This window comes from Nocardia sp. GTS18 (assembly GCF_013839555.1).
In the GTDB taxonomy this organism is placed as follows: Bacteria; Actinomycetota; Actinomycetes; order Mycobacteriales; family Mycobacteriaceae; genus Nocardia; species Nocardia rosealba.
On sequence record NZ_JACBIU010000002.1, the window covers coordinates 1 to 23,672 of the forward strand.

25 protein-coding genes are annotated in these 23,672 nt (G+C 67.3%); 11 read left to right on the forward strand and 14 right to left on the reverse strand.

Features of this window, described 5'->3' with window-relative positions:
- Positions 1-247: 247 nt before the first annotated feature.
- A complete protein-coding gene (locus tag HYG95_RS03035; protein WP_220139005.1) occupies positions 248-745 on the reverse strand; it encodes a hypothetical protein in 498 nt (165 codons plus the stop codon).
- A 165-nt stretch (positions 746-910) separates the two neighbouring features.
- On the opposite strand from HYG95_RS03035, the gene HYG95_RS03040 reads away from it, so the two are divergent.
- Entirely contained in the window at positions 911-2,047 is a 1,137-nt protein-coding gene (locus tag HYG95_RS03040) for a hypothetical protein (protein WP_181696503.1), read from the forward strand.
- 67 nt (positions 2,048-2,114) lie between these two features.
- Here the strand turns inward: HYG95_RS03040 and HYG95_RS03045 are convergent, their stop codons facing one another.
- From HYG95_RS03045 to HYG95_RS03055, 3 genes are all read right to left on the reverse strand, one after another.
- The gene (locus HYG95_RS03045; protein ID WP_220139007.1) at positions 2,115-2,579 is read right to left on the reverse strand and encodes a hypothetical protein; all 465 of its coding nucleotides are present in this window, start codon (positions 2,577-2,579) and stop codon (positions 2,115-2,117) included.
- Positions 2,576-3,292: an SDR family oxidoreductase gene (locus HYG95_RS03050; protein WP_181696504.1), complete on the reverse strand. Its 717-nt coding sequence runs from the start codon at positions 3,290-3,292 to the stop codon at positions 2,576-2,578. The genes HYG95_RS03045 and HYG95_RS03050 overlap by 4 nt, the downstream gene beginning before the upstream one ends.
- Before the next feature lie 70 nt (positions 3,293-3,362).
- Entirely contained in the window at positions 3,363-3,584 is a 222-nt protein-coding gene (locus tag HYG95_RS03055) for a hypothetical protein (protein ID WP_181696505.1), read from the reverse strand.
- On the opposite strand from HYG95_RS03055, the gene HYG95_RS03060 reads away from it, so the two are divergent.
- Entirely contained in the window at positions 3,583-4,437 is an 855-nt protein-coding gene (locus tag HYG95_RS03060; RefSeq protein WP_220139008.1) for a helix-turn-helix transcriptional regulator, read from the forward strand. The genes HYG95_RS03055 and HYG95_RS03060 overlap by 2 nt on opposite strands.
- A gap of 136 nt (positions 4,438-4,573) precedes the next feature.
- Here HYG95_RS03060 and HYG95_RS03065 read toward each other — a convergent pair whose 3' ends face one another.
- Positions 4,574-5,185 (reverse strand): hypothetical protein, encoded by a 612-nt coding sequence (locus HYG95_RS03065; RefSeq protein ID WP_181696507.1) that lies wholly within the window; start codon positions 5,183-5,185, stop codon positions 4,574-4,576.
- Positions 5,186-5,264: 79 nt separating this feature from the next.
- Here HYG95_RS03065 and HYG95_RS03070 point away from each other — a divergent pair, with 79 nt between their 5' ends.
- The gene (locus HYG95_RS03070; RefSeq protein WP_181696508.1) at positions 5,265-5,828 is read left to right on the forward strand and encodes a TetR/AcrR family transcriptional regulator; all 564 of its coding nucleotides are present in this window, start codon (positions 5,265-5,267) and stop codon (positions 5,826-5,828) included.
- A 91-nt stretch (positions 5,829-5,919) separates the two neighbouring features.
- Here HYG95_RS03070 and HYG95_RS03075 read toward each other — a convergent pair whose 3' ends face one another.
- Positions 5,920-6,933 carry an NAD(P)/FAD-dependent oxidoreductase gene (locus HYG95_RS03075; RefSeq protein ID WP_181696509.1) on the reverse strand — a complete coding sequence of 338 codons (1,014 nt, stop codon included), beginning with the start codon at positions 6,931-6,933 and terminating at the stop codon, positions 5,920-5,922.
- A gap of 82 nt (positions 6,934-7,015) precedes the next feature.
- Here HYG95_RS03075 and HYG95_RS03080 point away from each other — a divergent pair, with 82 nt between their 5' ends.
- Positions 7,016-7,600: a helix-turn-helix domain-containing protein gene (locus HYG95_RS03080; protein ID WP_067491263.1), complete on the forward strand. Its 585-nt coding sequence runs from the start codon at positions 7,016-7,018 to the stop codon at positions 7,598-7,600.
- Between the two features lie 3 nt (positions 7,601-7,603).
- Here HYG95_RS03080 and HYG95_RS03085 read toward each other — a convergent pair whose 3' ends face one another.
- Positions 7,604-8,239, reverse strand: coding sequence for a TetR/AcrR family transcriptional regulator (locus HYG95_RS03085; RefSeq protein ID WP_181696765.1), 636 nt, complete (start codon positions 8,237-8,239; stop codon positions 7,604-7,606).
- A gap of 68 nt (positions 8,240-8,307) precedes the next feature.
- Here HYG95_RS03085 and HYG95_RS03090 point away from each other — a divergent pair, with 68 nt between their 5' ends.
- The 4 genes from HYG95_RS03090 (at position 8,308) to HYG95_RS03105 (ending at position 13,556) form a co-directional block, all read left to right on the forward strand.
- The gene (locus HYG95_RS03090; protein WP_181696510.1) at positions 8,308-9,861 is read left to right on the forward strand and encodes an NAD(P)/FAD-dependent oxidoreductase; all 1,554 of its coding nucleotides are present in this window, start codon (positions 8,308-8,310) and stop codon (positions 9,859-9,861) included.
- Positions 9,858-10,691 carry an SDR family NAD(P)-dependent oxidoreductase gene (locus HYG95_RS03095; RefSeq protein WP_181696511.1) on the forward strand — a complete coding sequence of 278 codons (834 nt, stop codon included), beginning with the start codon at positions 9,858-9,860 and terminating at the stop codon, positions 10,689-10,691. The genes HYG95_RS03090 and HYG95_RS03095 overlap by 4 nt, the downstream gene beginning before the upstream one ends.
- 25 nt (positions 10,692-10,716) lie before the next feature.
- Positions 10,717-11,670 carry an alpha/beta hydrolase gene (locus HYG95_RS03100; protein WP_067491255.1) on the forward strand — a complete coding sequence of 318 codons (954 nt, stop codon included), beginning with the start codon at positions 10,717-10,719 and terminating at the stop codon, positions 11,668-11,670.
- A 92-nt stretch (positions 11,671-11,762) separates the two neighbouring features.
- The gene (locus HYG95_RS03105) at positions 11,763-13,556 is read left to right on the forward strand and encodes a long-chain fatty acid--CoA ligase (RefSeq protein ID WP_067637644.1); all 1,794 of its coding nucleotides are present in this window, start codon (positions 11,763-11,765) and stop codon (positions 13,554-13,556) included.
- Positions 13,557-13,620: 64 nt separating this feature from the next.
- On the opposite strand, the gene HYG95_RS03110 is transcribed toward HYG95_RS03105, so the two are convergent.
- The gene (locus HYG95_RS03110; protein WP_181696512.1) at positions 13,621-14,331 is read right to left on the reverse strand and encodes a cutinase family protein; all 711 of its coding nucleotides are present in this window, start codon (positions 14,329-14,331) and stop codon (positions 13,621-13,623) included.
- A 171-nt stretch (positions 14,332-14,502) separates the two neighbouring features.
- Between HYG95_RS03110 and HYG95_RS03115 the strand changes: the two genes are divergently transcribed.
- Positions 14,503-15,126: a Uma2 family endonuclease gene (locus tag HYG95_RS03115; protein ID WP_181696513.1), complete on the forward strand. Its 624-nt coding sequence runs from the start codon at positions 14,503-14,505 to the stop codon at positions 15,124-15,126.
- Here the strand turns inward: HYG95_RS03115 and HYG95_RS03120 are convergent.
- Positions 15,065-16,576 carry a DHA2 family efflux MFS transporter permease subunit gene (locus tag HYG95_RS03120; RefSeq protein ID WP_181696514.1) on the reverse strand — a complete coding sequence of 504 codons (1,512 nt, stop codon included), beginning with the start codon at positions 16,574-16,576 and terminating at the stop codon, positions 15,065-15,067. The two genes, HYG95_RS03115 and HYG95_RS03120, sit on opposite strands and share 62 nt — an antisense overlap.
- Before the next feature lie 181 nt (positions 16,577-16,757).
- On the opposite strand from HYG95_RS03120, the gene HYG95_RS03125 reads away from it, so the two are divergent.
- Entirely contained in the window at positions 16,758-17,444 is a 687-nt protein-coding gene (locus HYG95_RS03125; RefSeq protein ID WP_181696515.1) for a DUF4328 domain-containing protein, read from the forward strand.
- A gap of 11 nt (positions 17,445-17,455) precedes the next feature.
- On the opposite strand, the gene HYG95_RS03130 is transcribed toward HYG95_RS03125, so the two are convergent.
- From HYG95_RS03130 to HYG95_RS03140, 3 genes are all read right to left on the reverse strand, one after another.
- A complete protein-coding gene (locus HYG95_RS03130; RefSeq protein WP_181696516.1) occupies positions 17,456-18,043 on the reverse strand; it encodes an SMI1/KNR4 family protein in 588 nt (195 codons plus the stop codon).
- A 124-nt stretch (positions 18,044-18,167) separates the two neighbouring features.
- Complete coding sequence (locus HYG95_RS03135; protein ID WP_181696517.1) at positions 18,168-19,730, reverse strand: carboxyl transferase domain-containing protein; 1,563 nt, start codon at positions 19,728-19,730, stop codon at positions 18,168-18,170.
- 89 nt (positions 19,731-19,819) lie between these two features.
- Complete coding sequence (locus tag HYG95_RS03140) at positions 19,820-20,677, reverse strand: glycine betaine ABC transporter substrate-binding protein (RefSeq protein WP_181696518.1); 858 nt, start codon at positions 20,675-20,677, stop codon at positions 19,820-19,822.
- 193 nt (positions 20,678-20,870) lie between these two features.
- Between HYG95_RS03140 and HYG95_RS03145 the strand changes: the two genes are divergently transcribed.
- Positions 20,871-21,791, forward strand: coding sequence for an ABC transporter substrate-binding protein (locus tag HYG95_RS03145; RefSeq protein ID WP_255494968.1), 921 nt, complete (start codon positions 20,871-20,873; stop codon positions 21,789-21,791).
- Between the two features lie 5 nt (positions 21,792-21,796).
- Here the strand turns inward: HYG95_RS03145 and HYG95_RS03150 are convergent, their stop codons facing one another.
- Entirely contained in the window at positions 21,797-22,006 is a 210-nt protein-coding gene (locus HYG95_RS03150; RefSeq protein ID WP_181696520.1) for an Arc family DNA-binding protein, read from the reverse strand.
- Positions 22,007-22,091: 85 nt separating this feature from the next.
- Positions 22,092-23,312, reverse strand: coding sequence for an NADP-dependent malic enzyme (locus HYG95_RS03155; RefSeq protein WP_370465663.1), 1,221 nt, complete (start codon positions 23,310-23,312; stop codon positions 22,092-22,094).
- Positions 23,313-23,672 lie beyond the last annotated feature (360 nt).

A 23,672-nucleotide genomic window follows, 5' to 3' on the forward strand; every position in this document is an offset into this window, starting at 1 on the left:
AATGAAATAATATGAAGATATCCTATGCAGACAGTGAACTATAACTCTAGATGCGTCGTCAGCGTCAGATGTGTAGAAGGGACAGCCCCACCTCCGCTTCACCCGCCGCACCCTGAGCGGAACTGAGGGCCCACCCGATCACGGATGAATCTAAGGGCAGTCGGGCGGTCGGGCAACCGTCTCACTGCGGCGGAACACGCCCCAGCAGGGGCGGGCCCGGTCGGCTCCGCCCCTGCTGCTGTCCGTTCTATCCGTTGAGGGTGATCCAGGCCTGACCCGAAAGCTGTTCCAGGTCATAGTGTTGCGGGTAGGTGTCGGAGGTGGCGACGATCTTCGCCTCGACCCGGCCGGGGCCGGGGCCCATGCCGAAACCGGTGATCACCCCGTCCGGCGCCTGTTCGATGACGCCGTTGGCGTCGACCCGGTGGGACTGACTGTTCTCACGACCGGTGTCGAGGTTCTTCCACCGCACCGAGATCCGGTACGGCTGGCAGTTCTGTCCGTCCTGAATGATTTTCACGCGAACACCGAGGTGCCCGGCCTGTGGCTGGGGCACGGTTTCCGCGTTGACGATGGCCGAGCATCCTCCCGGCACCCGGACGAGTGTCGGTACGAATCGGACGACCTGATCCGACGGCAATGCCGCCGCCGGACCACTGAACCCGACGAGCGCGGTAACGGCCGCTGCGGCGGCCACCCCGACCTGAACCGAAACCCGTTGACCTTGCTTGCTTTTCAGACTCATGCTCCGAAATTCGCGACTCGCCCGGAGATCGTTAACCACCGTAATGGTCTCGATGTGACAACGGCATCGGAGACCTGGGTCACAGAGTTTCCTCAGGCATGCGGCACTCCCCACTCACTGTTGCCCAGTAATGTCCGCGGCGAACTACCGGATTGGAGACAACAGGTGAGCGGACGCAACGGATTTCTGCTGCTCGGCGGGATCTCGTCGGTCGGGGCGGGGGCGGTGCACTTCATGGCCGCCGGAATGCACACCGAACACGCCACCTTGGCGCGGCTGATGGTCGTGCTCGCCGCGATGCAGTGCGCCGTCGGGCTGGCGGTGCTGCTGAGTGATCGCAAGATCGTCGTGTCAGCGTTGGCCGCCGTGAACGCGTTCGCGGTTGCGGTGTGGGCGTTCACCCGTTTCGCCGATATCCCGTGGGTCACCGGGCTGACAGCGGAGTCACCGGCCGTCGCCGATACCGTGTGCGCGGCGCTGGGTGCGCTCGCTGTCCTCGGTGCGGCCGTCGCACTGGTGCGGCCCGGCGCGACCCTGCCGCCCATGCGGTCCGGGTTCGCGGCCGCGGCCGTCGGTGTGCTGGCGCTGGCGGCCATGCTCAACGGTGTCGGGCATGTGCACAGCCACGGCGACAGCGACGATCACGCGCACGCGGCGGGCGAGGACCACGGTGACTCCTGGCCTCGGGCGTTCGACCCGGGCAAACCGATCGATATCTCCGGCGTCCCGGGCGTCACCGCCGAACAGGAGCAGCGCGCGACGGCCCTGATCCAGAACACCCTCGCGAAACTGCCCGCCTTCGCCGACGTCACCACCATCGGCGCACTCGGCTTCCGCTCGATCGGCGATGCCGCCACCGGCTACGAGCACTGGATCAACACCGGCTACATCCGCGACGACAGCTTCCTCGACCCGACGCGACCGGAATCGCTGGTCTACCGGGTCGACGGCCAGAACCGCACCCTGGTGTCGGCCATGTACATGGCCAAGGGCAAGAAGATCGACGACCCTGCCCTCACCGATTACGCGGGCCCGCTGATGCAGTGGCACGTGCACGACAACCTGTGCTGGAAGGCAGGCGACAACGGCCCCCAGGTCGCCGGCGTGACCGACGAGCAGGGCAACTGCCCGCCGAACTCGATCAACCCCGGCGCGGGCAACCCGATGGTGCACGTGTGGATCGCCCCGCACGAATGCGGCCCGTTCGCGGCGCTGGAAGGTCACGGCGCCGGGCAGGCGGCCACGGACGGTCGACGCACCGACACCTGCGGCGGCCACGACCACGGTGGCGGCCACAAGTAGGACCGCTTTCCCCAGGCCGGAGGTCCGCAGGTCCGATTCCCGGCAAGCGCGCCTCGACTGCCGATGGTCAGCGGGTTTGCAATCCGCGGCGCAGCGCGTCGATGGTTGTCTCCGGAGAAGTGTTGAAGCAGAACCGGATTCCCGGCGCGATCTCGGTCGCCACATTGATCAGGCGTTCGAACAGCACGGTGTGCTCGGGTGCCATCCGCACCCCGGCGCCGATCATCGCGACCCCGAACGGCCTGCCCGTCGCGCAGTCCCGCAGGGTCGCCTCGGCGGCGTCGGGGTCTGCCGGGACCTGGCAGGTGACGATGTCGAAACCCGCTTCGCGCAAGGCGTTCTCGCCTGCCGCGATACGGGCGGTGAGGGTCGCTTCGTCGAGCTGCGGGTACCGGCTGTAGTCGACGGCGCTGGGGTGCAGGCCGATCGAGAGCACGGTGTCGGATTTCTGGTCGGCCACTGCGTCCTCCGTTGTCATCAGATAGGCGGCTACTACCAGCACCCCCGCAGCGAGCACGGCGCCGAACTTCACCACGGCGCGGTGCCGATGCGGTCCACGAATGCGCCGGTGGGTCCGTCGGGGCCGATCGTCGCCATGGCCACGATCGCATCGGTGCCCTCGGTAACAGTCTGGAAACCACTGTGCCCGTTGAGGTCGGTCGCCGTATAGCCGGGATCGACGGCGTTGACCTTCATCGTGTCGAGTTCGCTCGCGTACATGACGGTTAGCATGTTCAGCGCGGCCTTGGTGCTCGGGTAGCCGAGGGCCGGTGGCAGCAGGCCTGCCCACTTCGGGTCGGTGATGGTGGCGATCGAGCCGATGCCGCTGGAAACCATCACGATGCGTGGATGCCCGGACAGGCGCAGCAGCGGCAGGAACGCGTTGGTCACCCGGATCGGCCCGAAGACATTGGTTTCGAACACCTCGCGCAGATCTTCGGGCCCGGTCTCGCTCGGCGCGGTATGTGGGCCGCCGATGGCGGCGTTGTTGATCAGGACATCGAGGCGGCCCGCTTCGGATTTCACTGTGTCCGCCGCGGCCATGACGGAGTCGTCGGAGGTCACGTCCAGCGCGACGAACCGGACGTCGGCACCGGTCGCGGCGAGTTCGACGGCCGCCGCCCTACCGCGACCGGTGTCGCGAGCGGCGAGGAACACCTGCCAGCCCGAGCCCGCCAGCCGGCGAACCGTTTCGCGGCCGAGTCCTTTGTTTGCCCCGGTCACCAGGGCGATCGTCTGTGTCATGCATCCAGACTCACGCCACAGCGAGCCACACTCCAGTGCCGGAGAGGCATAGGACGGGCGGTACCACGCCCTATCGAGCGAGAACTGGCGAAGCGACCCGCGCACCGGCGACGCGGATGCCGCGCAGCAGCAGGATCGCCGCGATCACCACCACCGGAGCGGGCGTCGGCTCCACGACGACGGCGCACACCACACACGCCGGGCTTCGAGGTCCCCAGCCGAGCACCGCCCACGCGAGGAATTCGGGTGGGATTCGCGGTACCACCCCGCCACCACCGGCCTGCGGCACCATGGAAAACGTGGACAGAGCGGAATTGGCGACGGTACTGCGCGGTGCGCGCTCCCGGCTCTCGCCCGTCGATGTCGGCCTGCCCGCCGGAGCCCGCCGACAGGTGCGCGGGCTGCGGCGCGAGGAGGTGGCGAGCCTGGCCGGCGTGAGTGTCGATTACATCGTTCGCCTCGAACAAGGGCGTGGACCCAAGCCGTCCGATCAGGTACTCGGAGCACTCACCAGGGCGCTGCGGCTCACCGATGTCGACCGGGATCTGGTCTACCGGCTCGCCGGCTCCGAACCACCGCAGGCGGGGCGGATTCCGATGGTCATCCGGCCGAGCGTCCAGCGGCTGCTGGATCGGCTCACCGACCTTCCGGTGCTCGTCCTGTCCGCGAAATCCGACACCCTCGCCTGGAATTCACTGTCGGCCGCGCTGCTGGGCGACTTCTCCGCCATCCCGCCCGAGCAGCGGAACATCATGTGGCAGCGCTTCCTCGGCACCGGTATGAGCCGCGTCGTCATGACACCGGAGGAGGCCGACAGCAACGCCGCCGCCTGCGTCGGCTGCCTGCGCGCCGTCAAGGCCACCTACCCCGACGACCCAGACCTCACCCGCCTGCTCACCGAACTACGCACGCGCAGCGAGGAATTCGAGTCCCACTGGCAAGCAGGCCGTTCCAGCACCATGCACAGCCTCACCAAAACCATCGCCCACCCCGACCTGGGCACCCTCACCCTCGACTGCGACGCCATGCACGTGCCCCACACCGACCAAACCATCGTCATCTACTCCGCACCGCCCAACACCCCCACCGCCACAGCCCTCGACCTCCTCCGCGTGACCGGCCTCGAAACCTTCGGCCCGAGATAGCCGAGACCAGGCCGGTGGACGCGAGATCCTCGAATACTGGATCCCGGCAGAGGATCTCGCCGAGTTCAACCGCAATATCGTCGGCACGATCGAGGTGGTGCGGCGATTTCCCGAGGATGCGCCGATGCCGGGGTGATCAGGGTTCGGAGTGCTGCTTCGGGATCGCGGCCTTGATGGCGCCGATGGCGGTTTGTGGGTCGTCGGCCCAGAAGGCGATGGTCGATGAGGTCAGCTCGCCCTGTGGTGTGGAGAAGGTGTGGGGCGCGGCCAGTTCCAGGCGGATGTTGGTGGAACTGCCGACCGGGAGGGCGATGGTTCCATTTGCTGTGCGGTGCAACGACTTCGATTCGTCGTAGCCGCGCATGTCGGGGCGCACAGCGCGCACGGCGGAGAGGGGGATCGCGAGTTCTGTGCGGCGCAGGTAGCGAACGCGTAGGTGGGCGGGGGTGAGGACGTGCGGGTACACGTGGTGAGCGGCGAGCAGGCCGAGCATCCACAGCAGTCCCCAGATGCCGAGTGCCAGTGCGGCCAGGCGGACCGGCGCCCACGGAATGATCAGGTGCACAGCGGGAATCTCCACCGCACTGACCACGACGAACGCCCAAAGGATGGCCGACATGGCGCCCGCGTAGCGGATCGAGGTGCCGTCCGCGATGTCGGGCCTGCGGGTGATCGCGCGGCCGAGGCTCACCCACAGATCGATTTCGAACCGGAAGAAACGGCGTACGAGCCGCAGGACAGGGCGCATGGCGACCTCCTTTGCAATACAACTGCATTGTAAAGAGCCACACCATGGCAATACAAGTGCATCGTGAAAGAATGGCCGCATGCCGAAACGGGTGGATCACAGTTCGCGCCGGGCCGAGATCAGCGACGCCGTGATGCGCCTACTCGCCCGCGACGGGCTCGAAGCGGTCAGCCTGCGCCACGTCGCCGCCGAGGCGGGCGTCTCCGCAGGTCAGGTGCAGCACTACTTCCCCACCAAGGACGCGATGATGGAATTCGCCGCGACCACCATCGCGGGCAGAATCGGTGAGCGCATCACCGCCGCGGGCCCCGACCCCGACCTGCACCAGATCCTCACCGCCCTCCTCCCCACCGACGCCGAATCCACCGCCGACACCCGCACCCTGATCGGCTACCTGGCCTTCGCCTCGGTCCGCCCCCAGATCGCCGAAACCCTGGCAACCAACGGCCGAGGCTTCCGCGACCACATCGCGACACTGCTCCCCTACCACCCCGAGCCGACGAAGGCAGCCAGCGCTTTGCTGGCCCTCCTCGACGGCCTGGCCCTACACGTCACCGTCGGCCAGATCTCCGCCGACGACGCACGCGCACTGTTGACCAGCGCCATCGATGAAGCTCTCGCACGACGCTCGCGTGGGCGATGAGCAGAGGCGACGAGCCCGCTCCCGCTGCACGTTCGGCAATGGCCGATGACCAGCAGTCCCGGCGCACCGTTCGATGCGCCGGGGCCGGAACTCATCCAGTGACAGCGGCGCCTTCCGAAGCCCGGAGCCGCGCGACAGCCTCGGCGGTGTCAACCATCACCAGCTCCGCGTTGATCTGCGCACCCGCCATCGCACCAGCCGCCGCGGCGGCGCCGACCTGGGCCATCGGGTCGGTGGCGTTGCCCGCGATCCACACGCCGGGGGCCGAGGTGCGGCCCATAGGGTCGGCTGGGATGTGGTCGCCGACCCCGCTCGGGTGGGGTTCGGGGGTGAGGCCGAGGTCGGTGAGGAAGGTGGCGCGGGTGCTGAAGCGGGGGCCGACGACCAGGGCGTCCCTGTCGATCACGGTGCCGTCGGCAAGCCGGACGCCGCTCAGCTTTCCGCCGTCGGCGAGCACCTCGACCACCTCGCCGTCGACCACGCGAACACCCCGTGCCGCAAGCTTTTCCGCGTCTTCGTCAGCGGCCGGAGCCGTGTGTGACAGGAACACGATGTCGTCGGTCAATTGGGTGAACAGCAGCGCCTGATGGACCGCCATCGGCCCGGTCGCCAGGATCGCGATCCGCTGATCGCGCACCTCCCAGCCGTGGCAGTACGGGCAGTGCAGCACGTCGTGCCCCCAGCGTTCGCGCAGTCCGGCGATCGGTGGCAGCTCGTCGGCGAGCCCGGTGGTGACGAGGATGCGCCGTGCGAAGACGGACCGGCCGTCCGCCAGCTCCACCCGGAATTCGCGGGAGGCGTGCTCATTTCCGGACGGATCGGTGGAGGCGGAGTCGCCGACACGGTCGACAGCGACCACCTCGCCGGTCACCACCTGGCCCCCGTACCCACGCACCTCCTCGCGCCCGAGCGCAACCAGCTCCAGCGGCGGCATCCCCTCCCGCCCCAGCAGCCCGTGCACCCCGTCGGCGGGCGCGTTGCGCGGCGTACCGGCATCGATCACCAGCACCGATCGCCGCTGCCGCACCAGCATCAACGCACCGTTCAGCCCGGCGGCACCCCCGCCGATCACCACCACGTCGTAGGACTCGTTCAGCTCTGTCATGTCGACCTCCTTCGGGAATTCACAGTGCACCAACGGACGAAAAACTGGCAAGCATGTTTGCCGCTATGGCAAACTGGTTGGCATGGACGACCTCGAACAGACCCTCGACTCGGTCGGCCCCCGTCTGCGCGCCCTGCGCAAACAGCGCCAGACCACCCTCGCCGACCTGTCCACCGAGACCGGGATCTCGGTGAGCACCCTGTCGCGCCTGGAATCGGGCGACCGCAAACCCACCCTGGAACTGCTGCTCCCCCTGGCCAAGGCACACGGCGTCACCCTCGACGAACTCGTCGACGCCCCACCCACCGGCGACCCACGCATCCACCTGCGCCCGGTGACCAGACACGGCATGACGATGCTCCCACTCACCAAACGCGCGGGCGGTATCCAGGCCTACAAGATCGTCATCCCCCCGGGCGCCCGCGACCGGCCCGACACACCCCAAACACATGAGGGCTACGAATGGCTCTACGTTCTCAACGGCCGTCTACGCCTGATCCTCGGCGACCACGATATCGTCCTCACCCCCGGCGAGGCAGCCGAATTCGACACCCACGTCCCGCACTGGTTCGGCGCGGCCGACAACCAGCCCGTCGAGTTCCTCAGCCTGTTCGGCAAACAGGGCGAACGCGCCCACTTCCGCGCGAAACCGCGCGAGAACGGTTGACGCTCAACCCCGCAGCGCGGAGATCAACGCGGGACTGAGGGCGAGCGCGGGCAGCGACTCGACCAGCAGATCGACCAAAGACTCACGGCTGATGGGCTTTTCGACCATCCAGGTCAGAATCGTCTCCTCTACGAACGCGATCCAGCCGCGGATCGCGAGGGTGAGTCGCGCCAGGTCGGGGTCGTCGGGCGGCAGCGGCAGTTCGCTGACGATGAGATCGGCGATGGCGGCGCGGGTCTCGTTGACGTAGTCGGTCATGTCGGGGGTGCGGCTGGCGGGACCGCGCAACACCGAGTGGTAGGCCGCGGAATGGCCGATGGCGTAGTCGACGAACCGTTCGATCGAATCGCGCAGCATGTCGAACAGCGACAACTCGCGGTCGGGCATGACGGCGGCATAGAACTCGGTGCTCACGTGCCGCGCGATCGCCTCGTGGAACTCCTGCTTGGAGGCGAAGTAGTGGAACAGCAGACCCCGCGAGATGCCCGCCTGCTTGGCGATGTCGTCGACCGAGATGTCCTCGAGCGGTCGATCGGCCAGCATCTCGGCGCCGAGGTGGATCAGCTGTAGTCGCCGCTCCTCCGGGCCGAGCCGGACACGCTTGGTCGCTCCCGAACTTCTGCTACTCACATCGACCATCCTAGCCACTACTGAACTATGCTCAATAGCTGTTGACTCCGGCTCAATAGCGACGTAGTCTGCATTACATGAGTCGCAAGGTTACAGACAACGTTGTCGAACCCCGAACCGTCGACAACCGCGCCCGCCACGTGAAGACGATCATCATCGGCAGCGGTTTCGCCGGTCTCGGCCTGGCCATCCGCCTGGCCCAGCAGGGTCGCGAGGACTTCCTCGTGCTCGAGCGGGGCAGCGAGGTCGGCGGCACCTGGCGTGACAACACCTATCCGGGCGCCGCCTGCGACGTGCCTTCGCACCTGTACTCGTACTCCTTCGCGCTGAACCCGGACTGGACCCGCTCGTTCTCGCGCCAGGGCGAGATCCAGGCGTACATCAAGAGCGTTGCGGAGCGCTACGACGTGCTCGACCGGCACGTCTTCGACTGCGACGTGCGCCGCGTGCACTGGAACAACGAGACCAGCCGCTGGGAGATCAGCTCCACGCAGGGCGAATTCACCGCCGACACCGTCGTCAGCGCGGTCGGCGCACTCTGCGAGCCCGCGCTGCCCGACATCAAGGGCATCAACGAGTTCGAGGGCGAGATCTTCCACTCCGCGCAGTGGAACCACGACGCCGACCTCACCGGCAAGCGCGTCGCCGTGATCGGCACCGGCGCCTCGGCGATCCAGATCGTGCCCGCCATCGCCGACAAGGTCGCCACCCTCGACGTCTACCAGCGCACCGCCCCCTGGCTGCTGCCGCGGATGGACCGTCCCTACCTGCTGCCGGAACGCCTGGCGTTCAAGCACATTCCGGGCGTGCAGCGCCTCAGCCGCGCCGCCATCTACGCCGCGCGCGAGACCCAGGTCGTCGGCCTGGCCAAGTTCCCGGTGCTGATGAAGGGCTTCGAAGCCCTCTCGCGCGCCAAGCTGCAGTTCGAGATCCGCGACCCCGAACTGCGCAAGAAGGTCACCCCGAACTACCGGATCGGCTGCAAGCGCATGCTGATCTCCAACGAGTACTACCCGGCGCTCGATCGCGACAACGTCGACGTGATCACCGACGGCATCGCCGAGGTGAAGCCGGGCTCGATCGTCACCAAGGACGGCACCGAGCGCGAGATCGACGCCCTGATCGTGGCCACCGGCTTCCACGTCACCGATTCGCCGACCTACAACAACATCGTCGGCCGCGACGGGCGCACCCTGTCGGAGGTGTTCGACGAGATCGGCCAGCAGGCCTACAAGGGTTCGGCGATCGCGAACTTCCCGAATATGTTCTTCCTGGTCGGCCCGAATGTGGGCCTGGGGCACACCTCGATGGTGTACATGATCGAATCGCAGATCAATTACGTCAGCGATGCCCTGGCTACCATCGACAAACTCGGCCTGAAAACTGTCGAGGTACGCGAAGACATTCTGCGCGAGTACAACACCGGCTTGCAGAACAAGCTCGCCAAGTCGGTCTGGAATACCGGCGGCTGCGCCAGCTGGTACCTCGACAAGCACGGCAACAACACCACCCTGTGGCCGGACTTCACGTTCGAATTCCGCAGGATCACAAAGCATTTCGACGTTTCCGCCTACAATACGACAACCGCAGACGCCTCCGGCGCCGATCTGAAAGTGGTGGCAGCACAGTGAGCAAAGATGCTTACTTCACGAACAAGGTATGTGTGATCACCGGTGCCGGCTCCGGCATCGGGCGCGCGCTGGCCGAGAACCTGGCCAAGCGCGGCGCCAAGCTGGCACTGAGCGATATCGACACCGAAGGCCTGGCCGAGACCGTCCGGCTGTGCGAGGCACTGGGCGCGCAGGTGAAGTCCGACCGGCTCAACGTGGCCGAGCGCGAGGCTTTCCTGGTCTACGCCGACTCGGTGAAGCAGCACTTCGGCGTGGTGCACCAGGTGTACAACAACGCGGGCATCGCCTACCACGGCGACGTGGTGAAGACCGAGTTCAAAGACATCGAACGCATCATGGACGTGGACTTCTGGGGTGTCGTCAACGGCACCAAGGCGTTCCTGCCGATGCTGATCGAGTCCGGTGACGGCCACGTGGTCAACGTGTCGAGCCTGTTCGGTCTGGTCACCGTGCCGGGCCAGGCGGCCTACAACTCGGCCAAGTTCGCGGTGCGCGGCTTCACCGAGGCGCTGTACCAGGAGATGAAGGTCTCGAAGACACCCGTGCAGGTCACCTGCGTGCATCCCGGCGGCATCAAGACCGCCGTCGCCCGCAACGCCACTTACGCCGAGGGCATCGACAAGGCCAACACCGCGTCGCTGTTCGACAAGTACCTGGCGATCCACAGCCCGGAGATGGCCGCGCAGACCATCACCGAGGGTGTGCGCAAGGGTCACGCACGCGTGCTGATCGGCTGGGAGGCCAAGCTGCTCGACGTGAGCGTGCGCTTCCTGGCCTCGGGCTACAACCGGATCTCGGCCGCTGTCAACGGCCGCTTCATGCCGCACTGACCCTCTCGAGATCCAGGAAAACGCCATGCGCGAGTTCAAGATTCCGCTGCCGGTGGTTCGCGCGCTGCTCGATCCGGTCTTCCGGGTGACGCTGCACGCGCGACTGCCCGTCGCCGTGCAGCGCACCCTGCTCGACGTGTCCTCCCGGCTGCAGTTCATGCCCGACGGCGCCGTCGTGCAGCAATTGCAGCTGGGTGGGCGCCCCGCCGAGCGGGTGATCGCCGAGATCGCGATCCCGGGTTCGCGTACCCGGGCCGTCCCGCCGGAGCGCGCGGCGGGCGCGATCCTGTACCTGCACGGCGGCGGTTACGTGGTCGGTTCGCTGGCCACCCACCGCTCCCTGGTCGCCAGGCTGGCGCTGGAGAGTTGCTGTGCGGTGTACTCGCTGGACTACCGGCTGGCGCCCGAGCACCCCTTCCCGGCCGGCCTCGACGACGCCGAGGCCGCGTTCCTCGATCTGGTGAACAACGTCGGCTACCAGCCGGATCAGATCTGTCTGGCCGGCGATTCGGCGGGCGGTGGACTCGCGCTCGCGCTGGCCCAGCGGCTGATCGAACGCCACAAGATGACCCCGGCCGCGCTCGGGCTCATCGCACCGTGGGTCGACCCCACCGACCCGCCGAGCCGCGACCGTGACCTGGTGATCAACCGGGCGTGGTCGCGACTGTGCGCCGCCCACTACCTCGGCGACGGCGACGCCACCACAGCGGGTTACGCCCCGCTGTCGGGCAACCTGATCGGCCTGCCACCCACCTATGTGCAGGTCGATGTGAGCGAACTTCTGCACGACCAGTGCCGCACGCTCGTCTCGGCCCTGCGTGGAGCGGGCGTGCACGTCCGTTTCACCGAAACCCGCGGCCTTTGGCACGTCGCGCAACTGCAGGCCGCGCTGGTCGCCGAGGCCGCGCTCGCGCTGCGCGAACTCGCGGACTTCCTGCGGGAAGCAATCCAGCCCGTATCGATAGACGACTTACGATAAAGCCAGGTGACGGGCATTTCGGGCGGCGATATCGCAACCGGGCCGAACGTGTCGTAGATTACTGGCGAGTAGAACCCACTGGAAGGGCACTGATGCGAGAGTTCGAAGTTCCGGCTTCCTACACCATCCCGGACGATGCGAACAATTCCGACAACGTCTTCCGCTTCGGCGAGGAGACGCCGAACGCGGTGTTGTTCAACGTTCCGAACGGCAGCGGCGGCTGGAATGACGTCACGGCGGCACAATTCGCGAAAGCCGTCACCGGCGTCGCCAAGGGCCTGATCGCCTCCGGCGTCGAACTGGGCGACCGGGTCGCGATCATGGCGGCCACGCGATACGAGTGGACGCTGCTCGACTTCGCGATCTGGGCCGCCGGTGGCGTGACCGTCGCGATCTACGACAGCTCGGCCGCCGAGCAGGCCAAGTGGATCCTGCAGGATTCCGAGACCAAGCTGCTGGTCGTCGAGAACGACAAGCACAAGGCGACCATCGACGAGATCGACGCCGCGTCGCTGCCCGCGCTCGCCGAGACCCTGCAGATCGACAAGGGCGCCGTCGACACCCTGACCGAGCGTGGTGCCGACCTCGACGATGCCGTGGTGCACGAGCGCCGCAAGCAGGTCGGCGCGGCCTCGCCCGCCACCCTGATCTACACCTCGGGCACCACCGGCAAGCCCAAGGGCGTGCAGCTCACCCACGCCAACCTGTGGGCCGAGTCGCGCTCGGGTGGCATCGAGCTCAGCGCGTTCGTCGCCGAGGGCCAGAAGACCCTGCTGTTCCTGCCGCTGGCGCACGTGTTCGCCCGCGCGGTCGCGCTGATCGCCTTCGATTCCAAGGTGACCATCCGCCACTCCTCGGACTGGACCACGCTGGTCGAACAGTTCGGTGAGTTCAAGCCGGACTTCATCCTCTCGGTGCCGCGCGTGTTCGAGAAGGTCTACAACTCGGCCAAGCAGAAGGCGCACGACGGCGGCAAGGGCAAGATCTTCGACGCCGCCGCCGAGACGGCCATCGCCTACAGCGAGGCGCTCGAGAAGGGCAGCCCCGACCTGCTGCTCAAGCTCAAGCACTTCGTCTTCGACAAGCTGGTCTACAGCAAGCTGCGTGCCGCTCTCGGTGGGCAGTGCCTGGCCGCCGTGTCCGGTGGTGGCCCCCTGGGCGCTCGCCTCGGCCACTTCTTCCGTGGCGTCGGCGTCACCATCTACGAGGGCTACGGCCTGACCGAGACCACCGCCGCGTTCAGCGTGAACACCCCCACCCACATCCGGGTCGGTTCGGTGGGTCGCCCGATCCAGGGCCACGCCGCCAAGATCGCCGAGGACGGCGAGCTGCTGCTCAAGGGTTCGGTCGTGTTCGGCGGCTACTGGAAGAACGACGAAGCCACCGCCGAAGCGTTCGAGGACGGCTGGTTCAAGACCGGCGACCTGGGTGCCATCGACGCCGACGGCTTCATCACCATCACGGGCCGCAAGAAGGAAATCCTGGTCACCGCGGGCGGCAAGAACGTCTCCCCCGCCGTGCTCGAGGACTCCCTGCGCGCGCACCCGCTGATCAGCCAGGTGATGGTCGTCGGTGACGGTCAGCCGTTCATCGGCGCCCTGATCACCCTCGATCCCGAGGCCCTGCCGGGCTGGAAGGACCGCAACGGTGTCGCCGCCGACACCGCGATCGAGAAGCTGATCGAGAACGAGGCGCTGGTCGCCGAGATCCAGGCCGCCGTCGACGAGACCAACAAGAAGGTCTCCAAGGCCGAGGCCATCAAGAAGATCCGTATCCTCCCGGTCGACTGGACCCAGGAGACGGGCGAGCTCACCCCGAAGATGTCACTCAAGCGCGCCGTCGTCATGAAGCAGTACGCCGGTGAGGTCGACAAGATCTACAGCTGACGTAGCTGATCAGAAAAGGCCGGTTGCTTTGTGCAACCGGCCTTTTCGTTGTTCTCGGTACGTTTCAGAACCGCTGGGCCGCGAATTGGGCTGCGGTGACGGTCATTCCGTTGACGCTGTAGAGGGTGTGCAGGGCATTGGGGTAGGCCAGCGGGGAACCGTCGCAGATGTTGTCGCCATCGATGCACAGGTCGATGGTCTTGTTCCGGTAGGACGCGCCGATCGACAGCGCGGGCGCGGCGGCGTCACGCAGGAACCGTTCGGAGGGTTTGCCGAACAGCACGACGGCGGCGACGTGCTCGACCACCTCGCCCCGCATCGGTTCGGGCAGGTACCGCTCGTATTCCGGCGGAACCCCCTCGGGCACACCGGCACCCGTCGCGAACCCGGCCAGCGCCGCACCCTGCGAATACCCGCCGAGCACGATCCGCGTGCCGGGACAATTCGCCGCGACGAACTCCACCCGCCGCTGCGCATCGTCGATCCCCCGCACCACCGACTGCGCGAACCCTAGCCGATCCGCGAAGTCACTACTGGCCGGATAGTCGACCCCATAGGCCCCCACCGACCGCCCACCGGCATTCGCCCGTAGCGCCTCGACAAAGGACACCCCGGTCACCCCGAGCTCCCCACCCGGCTCAGCGGTCCCCCGCGCGAACACCACCTCCACATCGGAGCAGGGCGCGGCGAGCGCGGACTGGACGGGCGATACCACCGGAATCGCGGCTGCCAAGAACACTGCAGACACGAATCGACGAAGAGAACGTGCTGTCATGCCGCGCAGACTACCTACCGGCGGCGTTGACCAGCCCCTTTCCACACCGACTCGCCGACCGACGATCGATAACGCGCGGGCCCCGAGCCCTCGAGAAGCTGCAACACCTGTTGAACTTGCTGGCAAGATAGTGGATGTTCGTGCACGAAGCAGCACAACCTAGGAGCGCGTGTGTCCGCCATCTTCGACTGGGCGACCAGCGACAACTTGCAGCCGGAGCCGGTCACCCTGGAGATCTGGCGCAAGCTGTCCGAGGACTACTGCCGTCAGGTCGAGGTGGTCAACGGTGACATCGTGCGCGCGGAATCGCCGAATCGCGCTCATCAGAAGGCCGCGCGACGCTTGGCCGACCTGGTGGAAGCCGCCGCGCTCGCACATGTCAACCAATGGGGTGGGTGCCTGGATGTAGACACCGACTTCGATGTGGTGTTGTGGGAGTTTCCCCGAGTCACCATCCGCCGTCCTGATGTCGCATTGTTCGACTGCGCACCGAACGATCTGCGCCCGCTGCCCGCGTCACTGGTGAAGATCGCGATCGAGGTGATCTCCCCCGGCACCGAAATGGTGGACAGCGCCGACAAGAAGACCGAATACGCCCTGGCCGGAATCCCCTGGTACTGGCTGGTGTGGGTGTCGGACAACAGCGTCAGCATGATCAAGATCTTTGTCCTGGACCATGTACAGGGGCAGTACGTCCCGCACCTGGAGTTGCAGCCTGCCGACGGTGATTCCGTTATCGAGGCGCCGGTCCGCTGCCAGATCGATTGGAAGCGGTTGAGCGACCTGGTGCTGTGACGGCGACTTCCGGTTTCGCCGCCGATTTCGCGTGGCCCACAAACAGAGCCGAGGCGAGCACGCCCACGAGCAGGATCGCGGCGGGCAGCAGCATGGACTGAGCCAGCGACGTACTGAATTCGTCGATGACGTGGGGTGGGAGGGGGCCGGTGCTCGCGCCCTCACCGATCGGGGCATCGCCGCTGAGGCCGTTGGCGCTGAGCCGGGCGGCGATGAGGGCGCCGATGGCGGCACTGCCCAGGACCGAACCGACCTGGCGGGTGGTGTTGTAGACACCGGCGCCCGCACCGGCCTGGGTGACCGGCAGGTTGTGGGTGGCGGTCGAGGCGAGCGGAGCCCAGATGCAGGCGTTGGCCAGACCGGCGAGACCGCCCACGATCATGAACGCCACGATCGAGGAATCCGGCTTCATCAGCACGGCGAAACCGACGATGGAGGCGGCGAAGAGGGAGAAGCCCGCGGTGGGGATCAGGCGAGGCGGTAATCGGTCGGCGAATTTACCGATGAACGGCGCCGCGATACCGGTGACGATCGCCATCGGCGCGAACATCAGTGCCGATGTGGTCGGCGACATCTCCCGCACGCCCTGCAGATAGAAATAGGCGGGCACCATCATGGATGTGACGGCGGCGCCCATCGCGGCGATCGCCAGATTCGACAAGGCGAAATTGCGGTCGGCGAACAAACTCAACGGCACGAGCGGTTCGCCGGTATTGCGCGCCTGATTCACGACGAACAGCACGAGCATCACCACACCGAACGCGATCAACGCCCAGATCCACGGCGCCCAATCCTGCGCGTTGCCTTCCTGGATACCGAAAACCAGGGCGAGCATGCCGATACCGCTGAGCAGCACGCCGACGAAGTCGAACTTGTGCTTGCTGGTCGGCAAGGCAGGTACCAGCCACATCGCCAGACCGAACGCGATGACACCCACCGGCAGGTTCACGAAGAAGATCCATTCCCAGCCGAGCCCGTCGACCAGGACACCGCCGAGAATCGGGCCGATCAGCGTCGCCAGACCGGCCACCGCACCCCACAGACCCATCGCCGCACCGCGCCGGTCCGGCGGGAAGGTCCGGGTGATCACCGCCATCGTCTGCGGTGTCATCAGCGCGGCACCGATCCCCTGGGCGGCGCGCGCCGCGATCAGCATCCCGATGCTGCCCGACAACCCGCACCACAGCGACGCACCGGTGAACACCGCCAACCCGATCAGGTAGATGTTCTTCGGCCCGAATCTGTCCCCTAATCGCCCGGTGACCAGCAGCGGCACCGCATAGGTGAGCAGGTAGGCGCTGGTCACCCAGATGACATCGGTGATGTCGGTGTGGAACGCGCTCATGATCGCCGGATTGGCGACGGCGACGATCGTCATGTCCAGCAGGATCATGAAGAACCCGACCACCAGCGCGAACAGCGCCAGCCATGGATTGCGTTCGGTGGTCATCGATACGTCCTATCGAGGGATTGATCGGGTGACGATCCGGCCGTTCATGATCGTCGCACTGCCGAGCCTAGGCCCGGGCACCGACACGAAGCCCGGCGAGCATCTGCTGCGCCCTGGATAAGCCCTTCTGGCTGGTCAAGGCTGCGGTACCGTGGGGAAATCTCGACAGGGGGAGTGGAAAATGAGTCATCCCATAGCTTTTCGTGCCGTTCGTGGGCTCGGGACCGCGGTGGTGGCGCTGATCGCCGTAATACTTGTGCTCGAAACGGCCGGGGTCGCCGTGCGCTGGCTCGGCTATCGCTCGGTCTCCGGACGCTACGAGGGCACCGTGAGCAGCGCCGAGTACAACGCGGCCCGCGACATCATGATGCCGCTCGAGGTCGGCATGTGGCTGCTGTCGGTGCTGTTGATGTTCATCACCTGGATCATCCTGGTGGTGTGGATGCTGCGGTCCCGAAACAACGCCCAACTGGTCTCCCCCGCACAGCATCACCTCTCCGCGCCATGGGCGTTCTGGGGCTGGGTGGTCCCCGTCGTCTCACTGTGGTTCCCACCCCTGTTCCTGCACGACATCGCGAGAGCATCGAACCCCGAGCAACGCGGCACGCCCCTAGTACCCCTCTGGTGGATCGCCTGGCTCGCCGCCTGGCTCACCTTCTGGACCGGCTCCGTCCTGACAGCCGCCGGCATCTCCGAGGACCACGACACCATCCAACCCCTGCGCGACGCCGAGGTCGACTCCCTGTTCACCTTCAGCCTCCTACGCACGTTCGCCACCCTGCTCTTCATCACCGCAGGAATCCTCCTGTCCACCACCGTCCTGAAAATCACCCGCACCCAATCCCGCTGGGCCCCAACACACCTTTAGATCGTCGAGCGTCATCTGCGCCAATACAGTGTTGCTTCGGTGACGGTGGGGTGGTGGCCGGCGAATGGTGTGCCGGATTCCAGGCTGTTGGCGAGGGTGGTGAACAAGTCGGTGAGGGACGGCCACAACTCGCCTTCCGAGGCGCCGGTGGCGCTGTATTCGGCGATGCAGCCGGAGCGGGCGCCGGGGCGGGTGTCGAGGAACAGGGTGGAGCCGTCGAGGTCGGCGAACGGGATGAATTCTGGGAGGAAGAGTTCGCTCGGTGAACCCGCGGGTTCGGCGCTGAGGGTTGCCGGGTCGTAAACGGCGGCGTACTCGGGGATCCGGTTTCGCTGGTCGTCGATGATCCCCAGCCACATCGTCCAGACGCGGTGGGCACCGGACAGGGTGAGCAGGTCGTGGTCGGGGAGGAGGCGGGGCGGGAAGTGGTCGACGTGGTTGAACAGGACGGCGAGGTCGGCGGGGATCCGCTCCCACCAGCCGTGCGAGACGTCGGCGGGATCGTCGTCGTCGGTCGCCACGGGGGCCAGTGTCGACTCCACCCAGTTCTGGACGCGGGTCAGCGGGGCGGTCAGGGAGCGGGCCGGCGAGTCGGTCATAGTCGCCGGTCCCGCCGGGAGGGGGTCGAGGTCGATGCGGCGGCTCTGATCGGCATCTCTCGAGTATGGCGTCCGAGGCGGGCCGAATCGTGTTACGCGCCGCGTGGACTCGGCCCGCTGTGATCTAGATCGGCGAGATCGTCCGCCGCTTGCCCGGCACCCGGTCGGGGCGGCGGGGCTGGACGCGGCCAAGCGCCTCGAGCAGCAGCCCGCGCGTACGCGACGGCAGGACGACGTCGTCGATGCCGAACCCGTCGGCAGCCAGCAGCGGATCGATATTGGCCTGGAAGAGCTTGATGAGCTGGGTGCGGCGCTCGGCGGGGTCGGGGGCGGATTCGTAGTCGGCGCGGAAGGCCACGTCGACGGCGCTGTCGATGGGGATGGCGCAGATCTCGGCGGTCGGCCAGGCCAGCGACAGGTCCGCGTCGACGCTTCGCCCGCCGCCCATCACGATGTAGGCGGCGCCGTAGGCCTTGCGGGTGACGATGACGAAGCGCGGCACCGTCGCGTTGGCGAGTTCGTAACCCAGGCGCGCACTGCGCCGGACCAGGCCGGTTTCCTCGGCGGCGGTACCCACCAGGAAACCGGGCAGGTCGATGAGGATCAGCAGCGGCAGGCCGAACGCGTCGCAGACGGCCACGAAATGGGCGGCCTTCTCACACGCCGCGCTGTCGAGCGCACCCGCCAGATGCAGCGGCTGGTTGGCCACCACACCGACCGGGCGGCCGCCGAGGCGCACGAACGCGGTCACCACATTCGGCGCGTTGGTGCGTTTGAGTTCGAAGAGCGTGTCGCGGTCGGCCAGGGCCTCGATCACCTCGCGCACGTCGTAGCCCGCACGCAACGAGGCGGGCACGAGTGCGTCGATCTCGCCTGCTCGGTCGCCGGGTTCGAACGGAGCCGTGCCGAGCACGGGAGCGCCGTCGGCCGAGGGCGGAAGGTAGGACAGGTAGAGCCGGATGGCGTCGATGGCCTCGTGTTCGTCGTCGGTGACCACGTCCACGACACCGCGTTCGGCCTGGATGTCGGCGCCGCCGATCTCGTCGTTGGTCAGGGTCTCCCCCGTCGCGGCCTGCACGAGCGGCGCAGACGACATCCCGATGGTGCCGATCCCCCGCACGATGGTGACGAAGTCGCAGCAGGCGGCGAGATTGGCGGGGGCGCCGAAACCGGGACCCATCATGGCCGCAACGATCGGGACGTACCCCGACAGATCGGCCAGCCGCATCAGCAGCCGCGAACCCGGTGCGGCCAGTCGGGAATCGAGCGCCTCCTGCATGCGGTGCCCGCCGCCGTCCATCAGCATGACGAGCGGAATCTTGTCCAGGAGTGCTCGTTCCACGCAGCGGTCGAGCTTGGCCATGCCGGTGGCGCCGTTGCTGCCACCGAGCACGGTGAAGTCGAACGCGGCCAGGGCGAGCGGGCGTCCGTCGACGTAGGCGATGCCGGTGACCACACCGTCACCGGGCGCGACCAACGGCGCGGCACCGGCCTGGGCGGGTCCGGGTCCGGCGAGCGCGCCGAATTCGTAGAAGCCGCCGTTGGCGAGCAGTGCGACCCGTTCGCGCGCGGTCAGCTTGCCGCGGGCGTGCTGTTTGGCGACCTTGTCGGCGCGCGCCTCGTCGGTGACCGCGGCATAGGCCTCGCGCACCCGTTCGATCAGCGGGTCCACCTCGGGATCTGTCACGGCACACCTTTCACCCACGACGGCATCGCTCGTTGCCGCGTCGGTGACGACACTAGCGTTTTTGGCTCAGTGCCAATAGTTGATCCGGCTCAGAGACCGTGCGCGTTCAACCAGCCGCGCGCGGCGTCGGCGGGCGCTGTCCCGCCCTCGACCTGCCCGAGCAACTCGACCAGACCCTCGGTGGTCAGCTCGCCCGCGACGTAATTGAGCTTCTTCAGCCGCGCACGGTCGAAGATGCCCGAGCGGAACAGCGCGAGGACGTTCTGCGCGCGCAGGTCGTAATTCTTGTCGTCGAGGACCACGAAACCCTCGATCGCCGCGACCGGACCCGACAGCACGGCGACCTGAACGTCCCCGTGGCGCAAGGCTTCGAACAGTTGCGCCGAGGACGAATAACGCACCGTCGCTGCGAAGGAGCAACCCTCGATGCGTGGGGGTGCGGTGGGCGCGAGCCCCGGCACCTCGACGAAGCCGGCCGTGGCGTTTTCGCAGGTGAACGCGTCGACAGTGCGCACGTTGTCGCGGGCGGCGGCCTCCTGGGTGACCAGCAGTCGCGCGCGCAGGTCGGTGCCGTCGGCGGCGTCCGACAGCGACAGTCCCTGCGGCAGTGCCGCGTTCACGGCCGCGCCGACGTCTTCGGGCTTGCGCGCAGGGGACGACGGATTCCATCGATCGAGCAGGGCGCCGTTGCGTGCGGGCAGGACGGCGATCCGACCGGCATCCAGATCAGCCACGGGCGCGGCGGACTCGCTCACGACGGACGTTTCCATGCCTGTACGAGCCAGTGCCTGGGCGTAGATCTCGGCGAGCACCATCGCTTCCGCCGAACCGTCGGCGCCGACCGTCACGACCGGGCCCGGTTCGTCACCGGCACAGGACGCGAGGGCGAAAACGCAGGTGGCGGCTACCAACACGGCCGCGCTCCGCCGCAGGGCGCCCGAGATCATCCGCCGACACCAACTTCCTGTCTTTGCCGTCAACCCCCGCAATTCGCCGCGACGCGGGGCAATATGAACACCCAGAATGTACCTGCGGCGTCCGCGTCGCACGCACAGCGCACTGCCCGCCTTTGCCGGAAGGACTCCAGTGAGAACCTCTGCACACCGACAATGTCGACCGGCACACCGCATGGTGGTGCGGATGGGCCGGATTCTGGCCGCCGCGGTGGCACTGGCCGCCGCGATGGTGGTGGCGTCGTGCGCCGACTCCGATCAGCAGCTGGCGCGCGGCGATTGCGCCAGCGACGAATTGATCATCGGCTCGGCCGATTTCGCCGAGTCCGAGACCGTGGCCACCATCTACTCCGAGGTGCTGCGGATCAACGGTTTCAAGGTGGCGACGAAATTCGATTTCGGAAATCGCGAGGCCTATCTACCCGCCGTCCGCCGATGCGTCATCTCGCTGGTCCCCGAATACACCGGAAACCTGCTGCGGTACTTGAACAAAGACGCGACCGCGACCTCCCCGGCCGAGGTGGACACCGCGCTGACCAGCGCGCTCGGTGAGGACCTCGCCATCGCCACCCCCGCCCCCGGTCAGAATTCCGACGCGGTCGTCGTCACCCGGGCGACCGCACAGCGCTGGAACCTCACCACCATCGCCGACCTCGCACCGCATTCGGCCGAGACGACTTTCGCCGCCAAACCCGAATTCGCCGATCGCCCCGGCGGCCTACCCGGCTTACGCAAGAACTACGGCCTCGATATCAGCGCCCAGAATTTCGCCGCCATCGCCGACGAACCGGAGACCGTCCGTGCCCTGATCGACGGCCGGGTCACCGCCGCCGATATCTACACGACCTCACCGGCGATCATCCAGAACGACCTCGTCGTCCTCACCGACCCCAAGAACAATTTCGCCGCCCAGAATGTGGTCCCCCTCTTCCACGCCGCCAAGAAGACCGACAAAGCCGTCGCCGTCCTCGACGCGGTGTCGGCCGAACTCACCACCGCGGAACTGATTTCCCTCAACACCGCCGTCTCCGGCGCCGCCAAGATCGAACCCAAGGCCGCCGCCCTCGCCTGGCTCACCGCCCGCGGCCTCGACACCCCGATCGCCTAGGCGATTCAGTCGTCGCCGAGCAGCGCACGCAGATGCGGATCGTCGGCGAGCACATCCCGCATCCTCGCGCGTTCACGAGTCCGCTGGGCCTGGGCGTGAATCCAGTCCTGCACCGCCTGCACGACGGCCACGTTCACCGAGATTCCGTCGGCCTCCGCCGCGCCTGCCAGCTGGGATTCGACCTCATCGGGAAGCTGCACGGTGATCGTCTTCATCACCTCATGATCCCACCGCGCACAGGTGGACGACGACGGCCCCGCTCCTAGGGGAGCGGGGCCGCTGTCAGTTGTGCGTTGCCGATCAGGCGACGCCCTCGCGGCGCGCGGCCTCGGCCACGGCCTCGGCGACGGCGGGAGCCACGCGCGGGTCGAGCGGGCTCGGGATGATGCGGTCGACGGCCAGTTCGTCGGCGACGACGTTGAAGATGGCGTCGGCGGCGGCGACCTTCATGCCCTCGGTGATGCGGCGAGCGCCCGCGTCCAGTGCGCCCTTGAAAACGCCGGGGAAGGCGAGGACGTTGTTGATCTGGTTCGGGAAGTCGCTGCGGCCGGTGGCCACGATGGCGGCGTACTTGGCGGCCACCTCGGGGTGGATCTCCGGGTCGGGGTTCGACATGGCGAACACGATCGACTCGGGAGCCATCGAGGCGATGAGCTCCTCGGGGATGGTGCCCGCGGACAGGCCGAGGAAGACATCGGCGCCGGCCAGCGCGTCGGCGGGACCACCGGTCAGGCCACGCGGATTGCTGCGGGCGGCCAGGTCGGCCTTCACGCCGTTGAGGCCGTCACGACCGATGCTCACGATGCCCTTGGAATCGAGCACGACCACATCGGGAACGCCCGCGGCCAGCAGGATGTTGGCGCACGCCACACCCGCGGCACCGGCACCGGAGACGACGACCTTGAGCGCCGACATGTCGCGGCCCTGCTGCGCGGCGGCACCCTTGAGCGCGGCGAGCACCACGATGGCGGTGCCGTGCTGGTCGTCGTGCATGACGGGGCAGTCGAGCGCCTCGATGACGCGGCGCTCGATCTCGAAGCAGCGCGGCGCCGAGATGTCTTCCAGGTTCACCGCACCGAAGCTGGGGCGCAGGCGGATCAGGGTCTCGACGATCTCGTCGGGATCGGTGGTGTCGAGCACCAGCGGGATCGAGTTGAGGCCCGCGAACTTCTTGAACAGCGCGGCCTTGCCCTCCATCACGGGCAGCGAGGCGCGCGGGCCGATGTCACCGAGGCCGAGCACGGCGGTGCCGTCGCTGACGACAACGACGAGGCGATCGGTCCAGGTGTAGGTCTTGGTGAGGGCGGGGTCCTCGGCGATCGCGCGGCTCACCTGGGCGACGCCGGGGGTGTAGGCGATCGACAGGTCGCGCTGGGTCTCCAGCGGCGCGCTGAGCTCGACCGACAGTTTGCCGCCGAGGTGACCGGCGAAGATCTCCTCGTTGGTGATAGCAGCGAGGCTGGCTGCGTCATCGGCCTGGGGCGCCGCGGTGGCATTCGGTGCGTCAGTCACAGGTGACACGATTTCACTCCTGCTCGAGTCGGGCTCAACCGGGGGACGGTTACCGCCGGGTTTTTCTGAAAGCCGCGTTTATCTGGAATACGGGATACATGACGCTCATCGGGTGCGCGGCCGCCCGCGTTTCCGGACGGAACCGGATGCGGGGCGCGACACTGAACCGCGGAGCGGAGCCGGACGGGTGGTCCGGGCGAGCAAACGGGTCGACCTTCGGCCACGACGGTGCGTCGCGACGCGGACGGTCTCCAACATCCCCGAACCCGGCGGTGGCAAGGGAAGGGAATTCGCACCATTCTGCCAGCTCGGCCGACCGGTTGCCAAACCGGTGCGGCGTGTCAACGAGCTGGGCGTCATCCGTCGAGC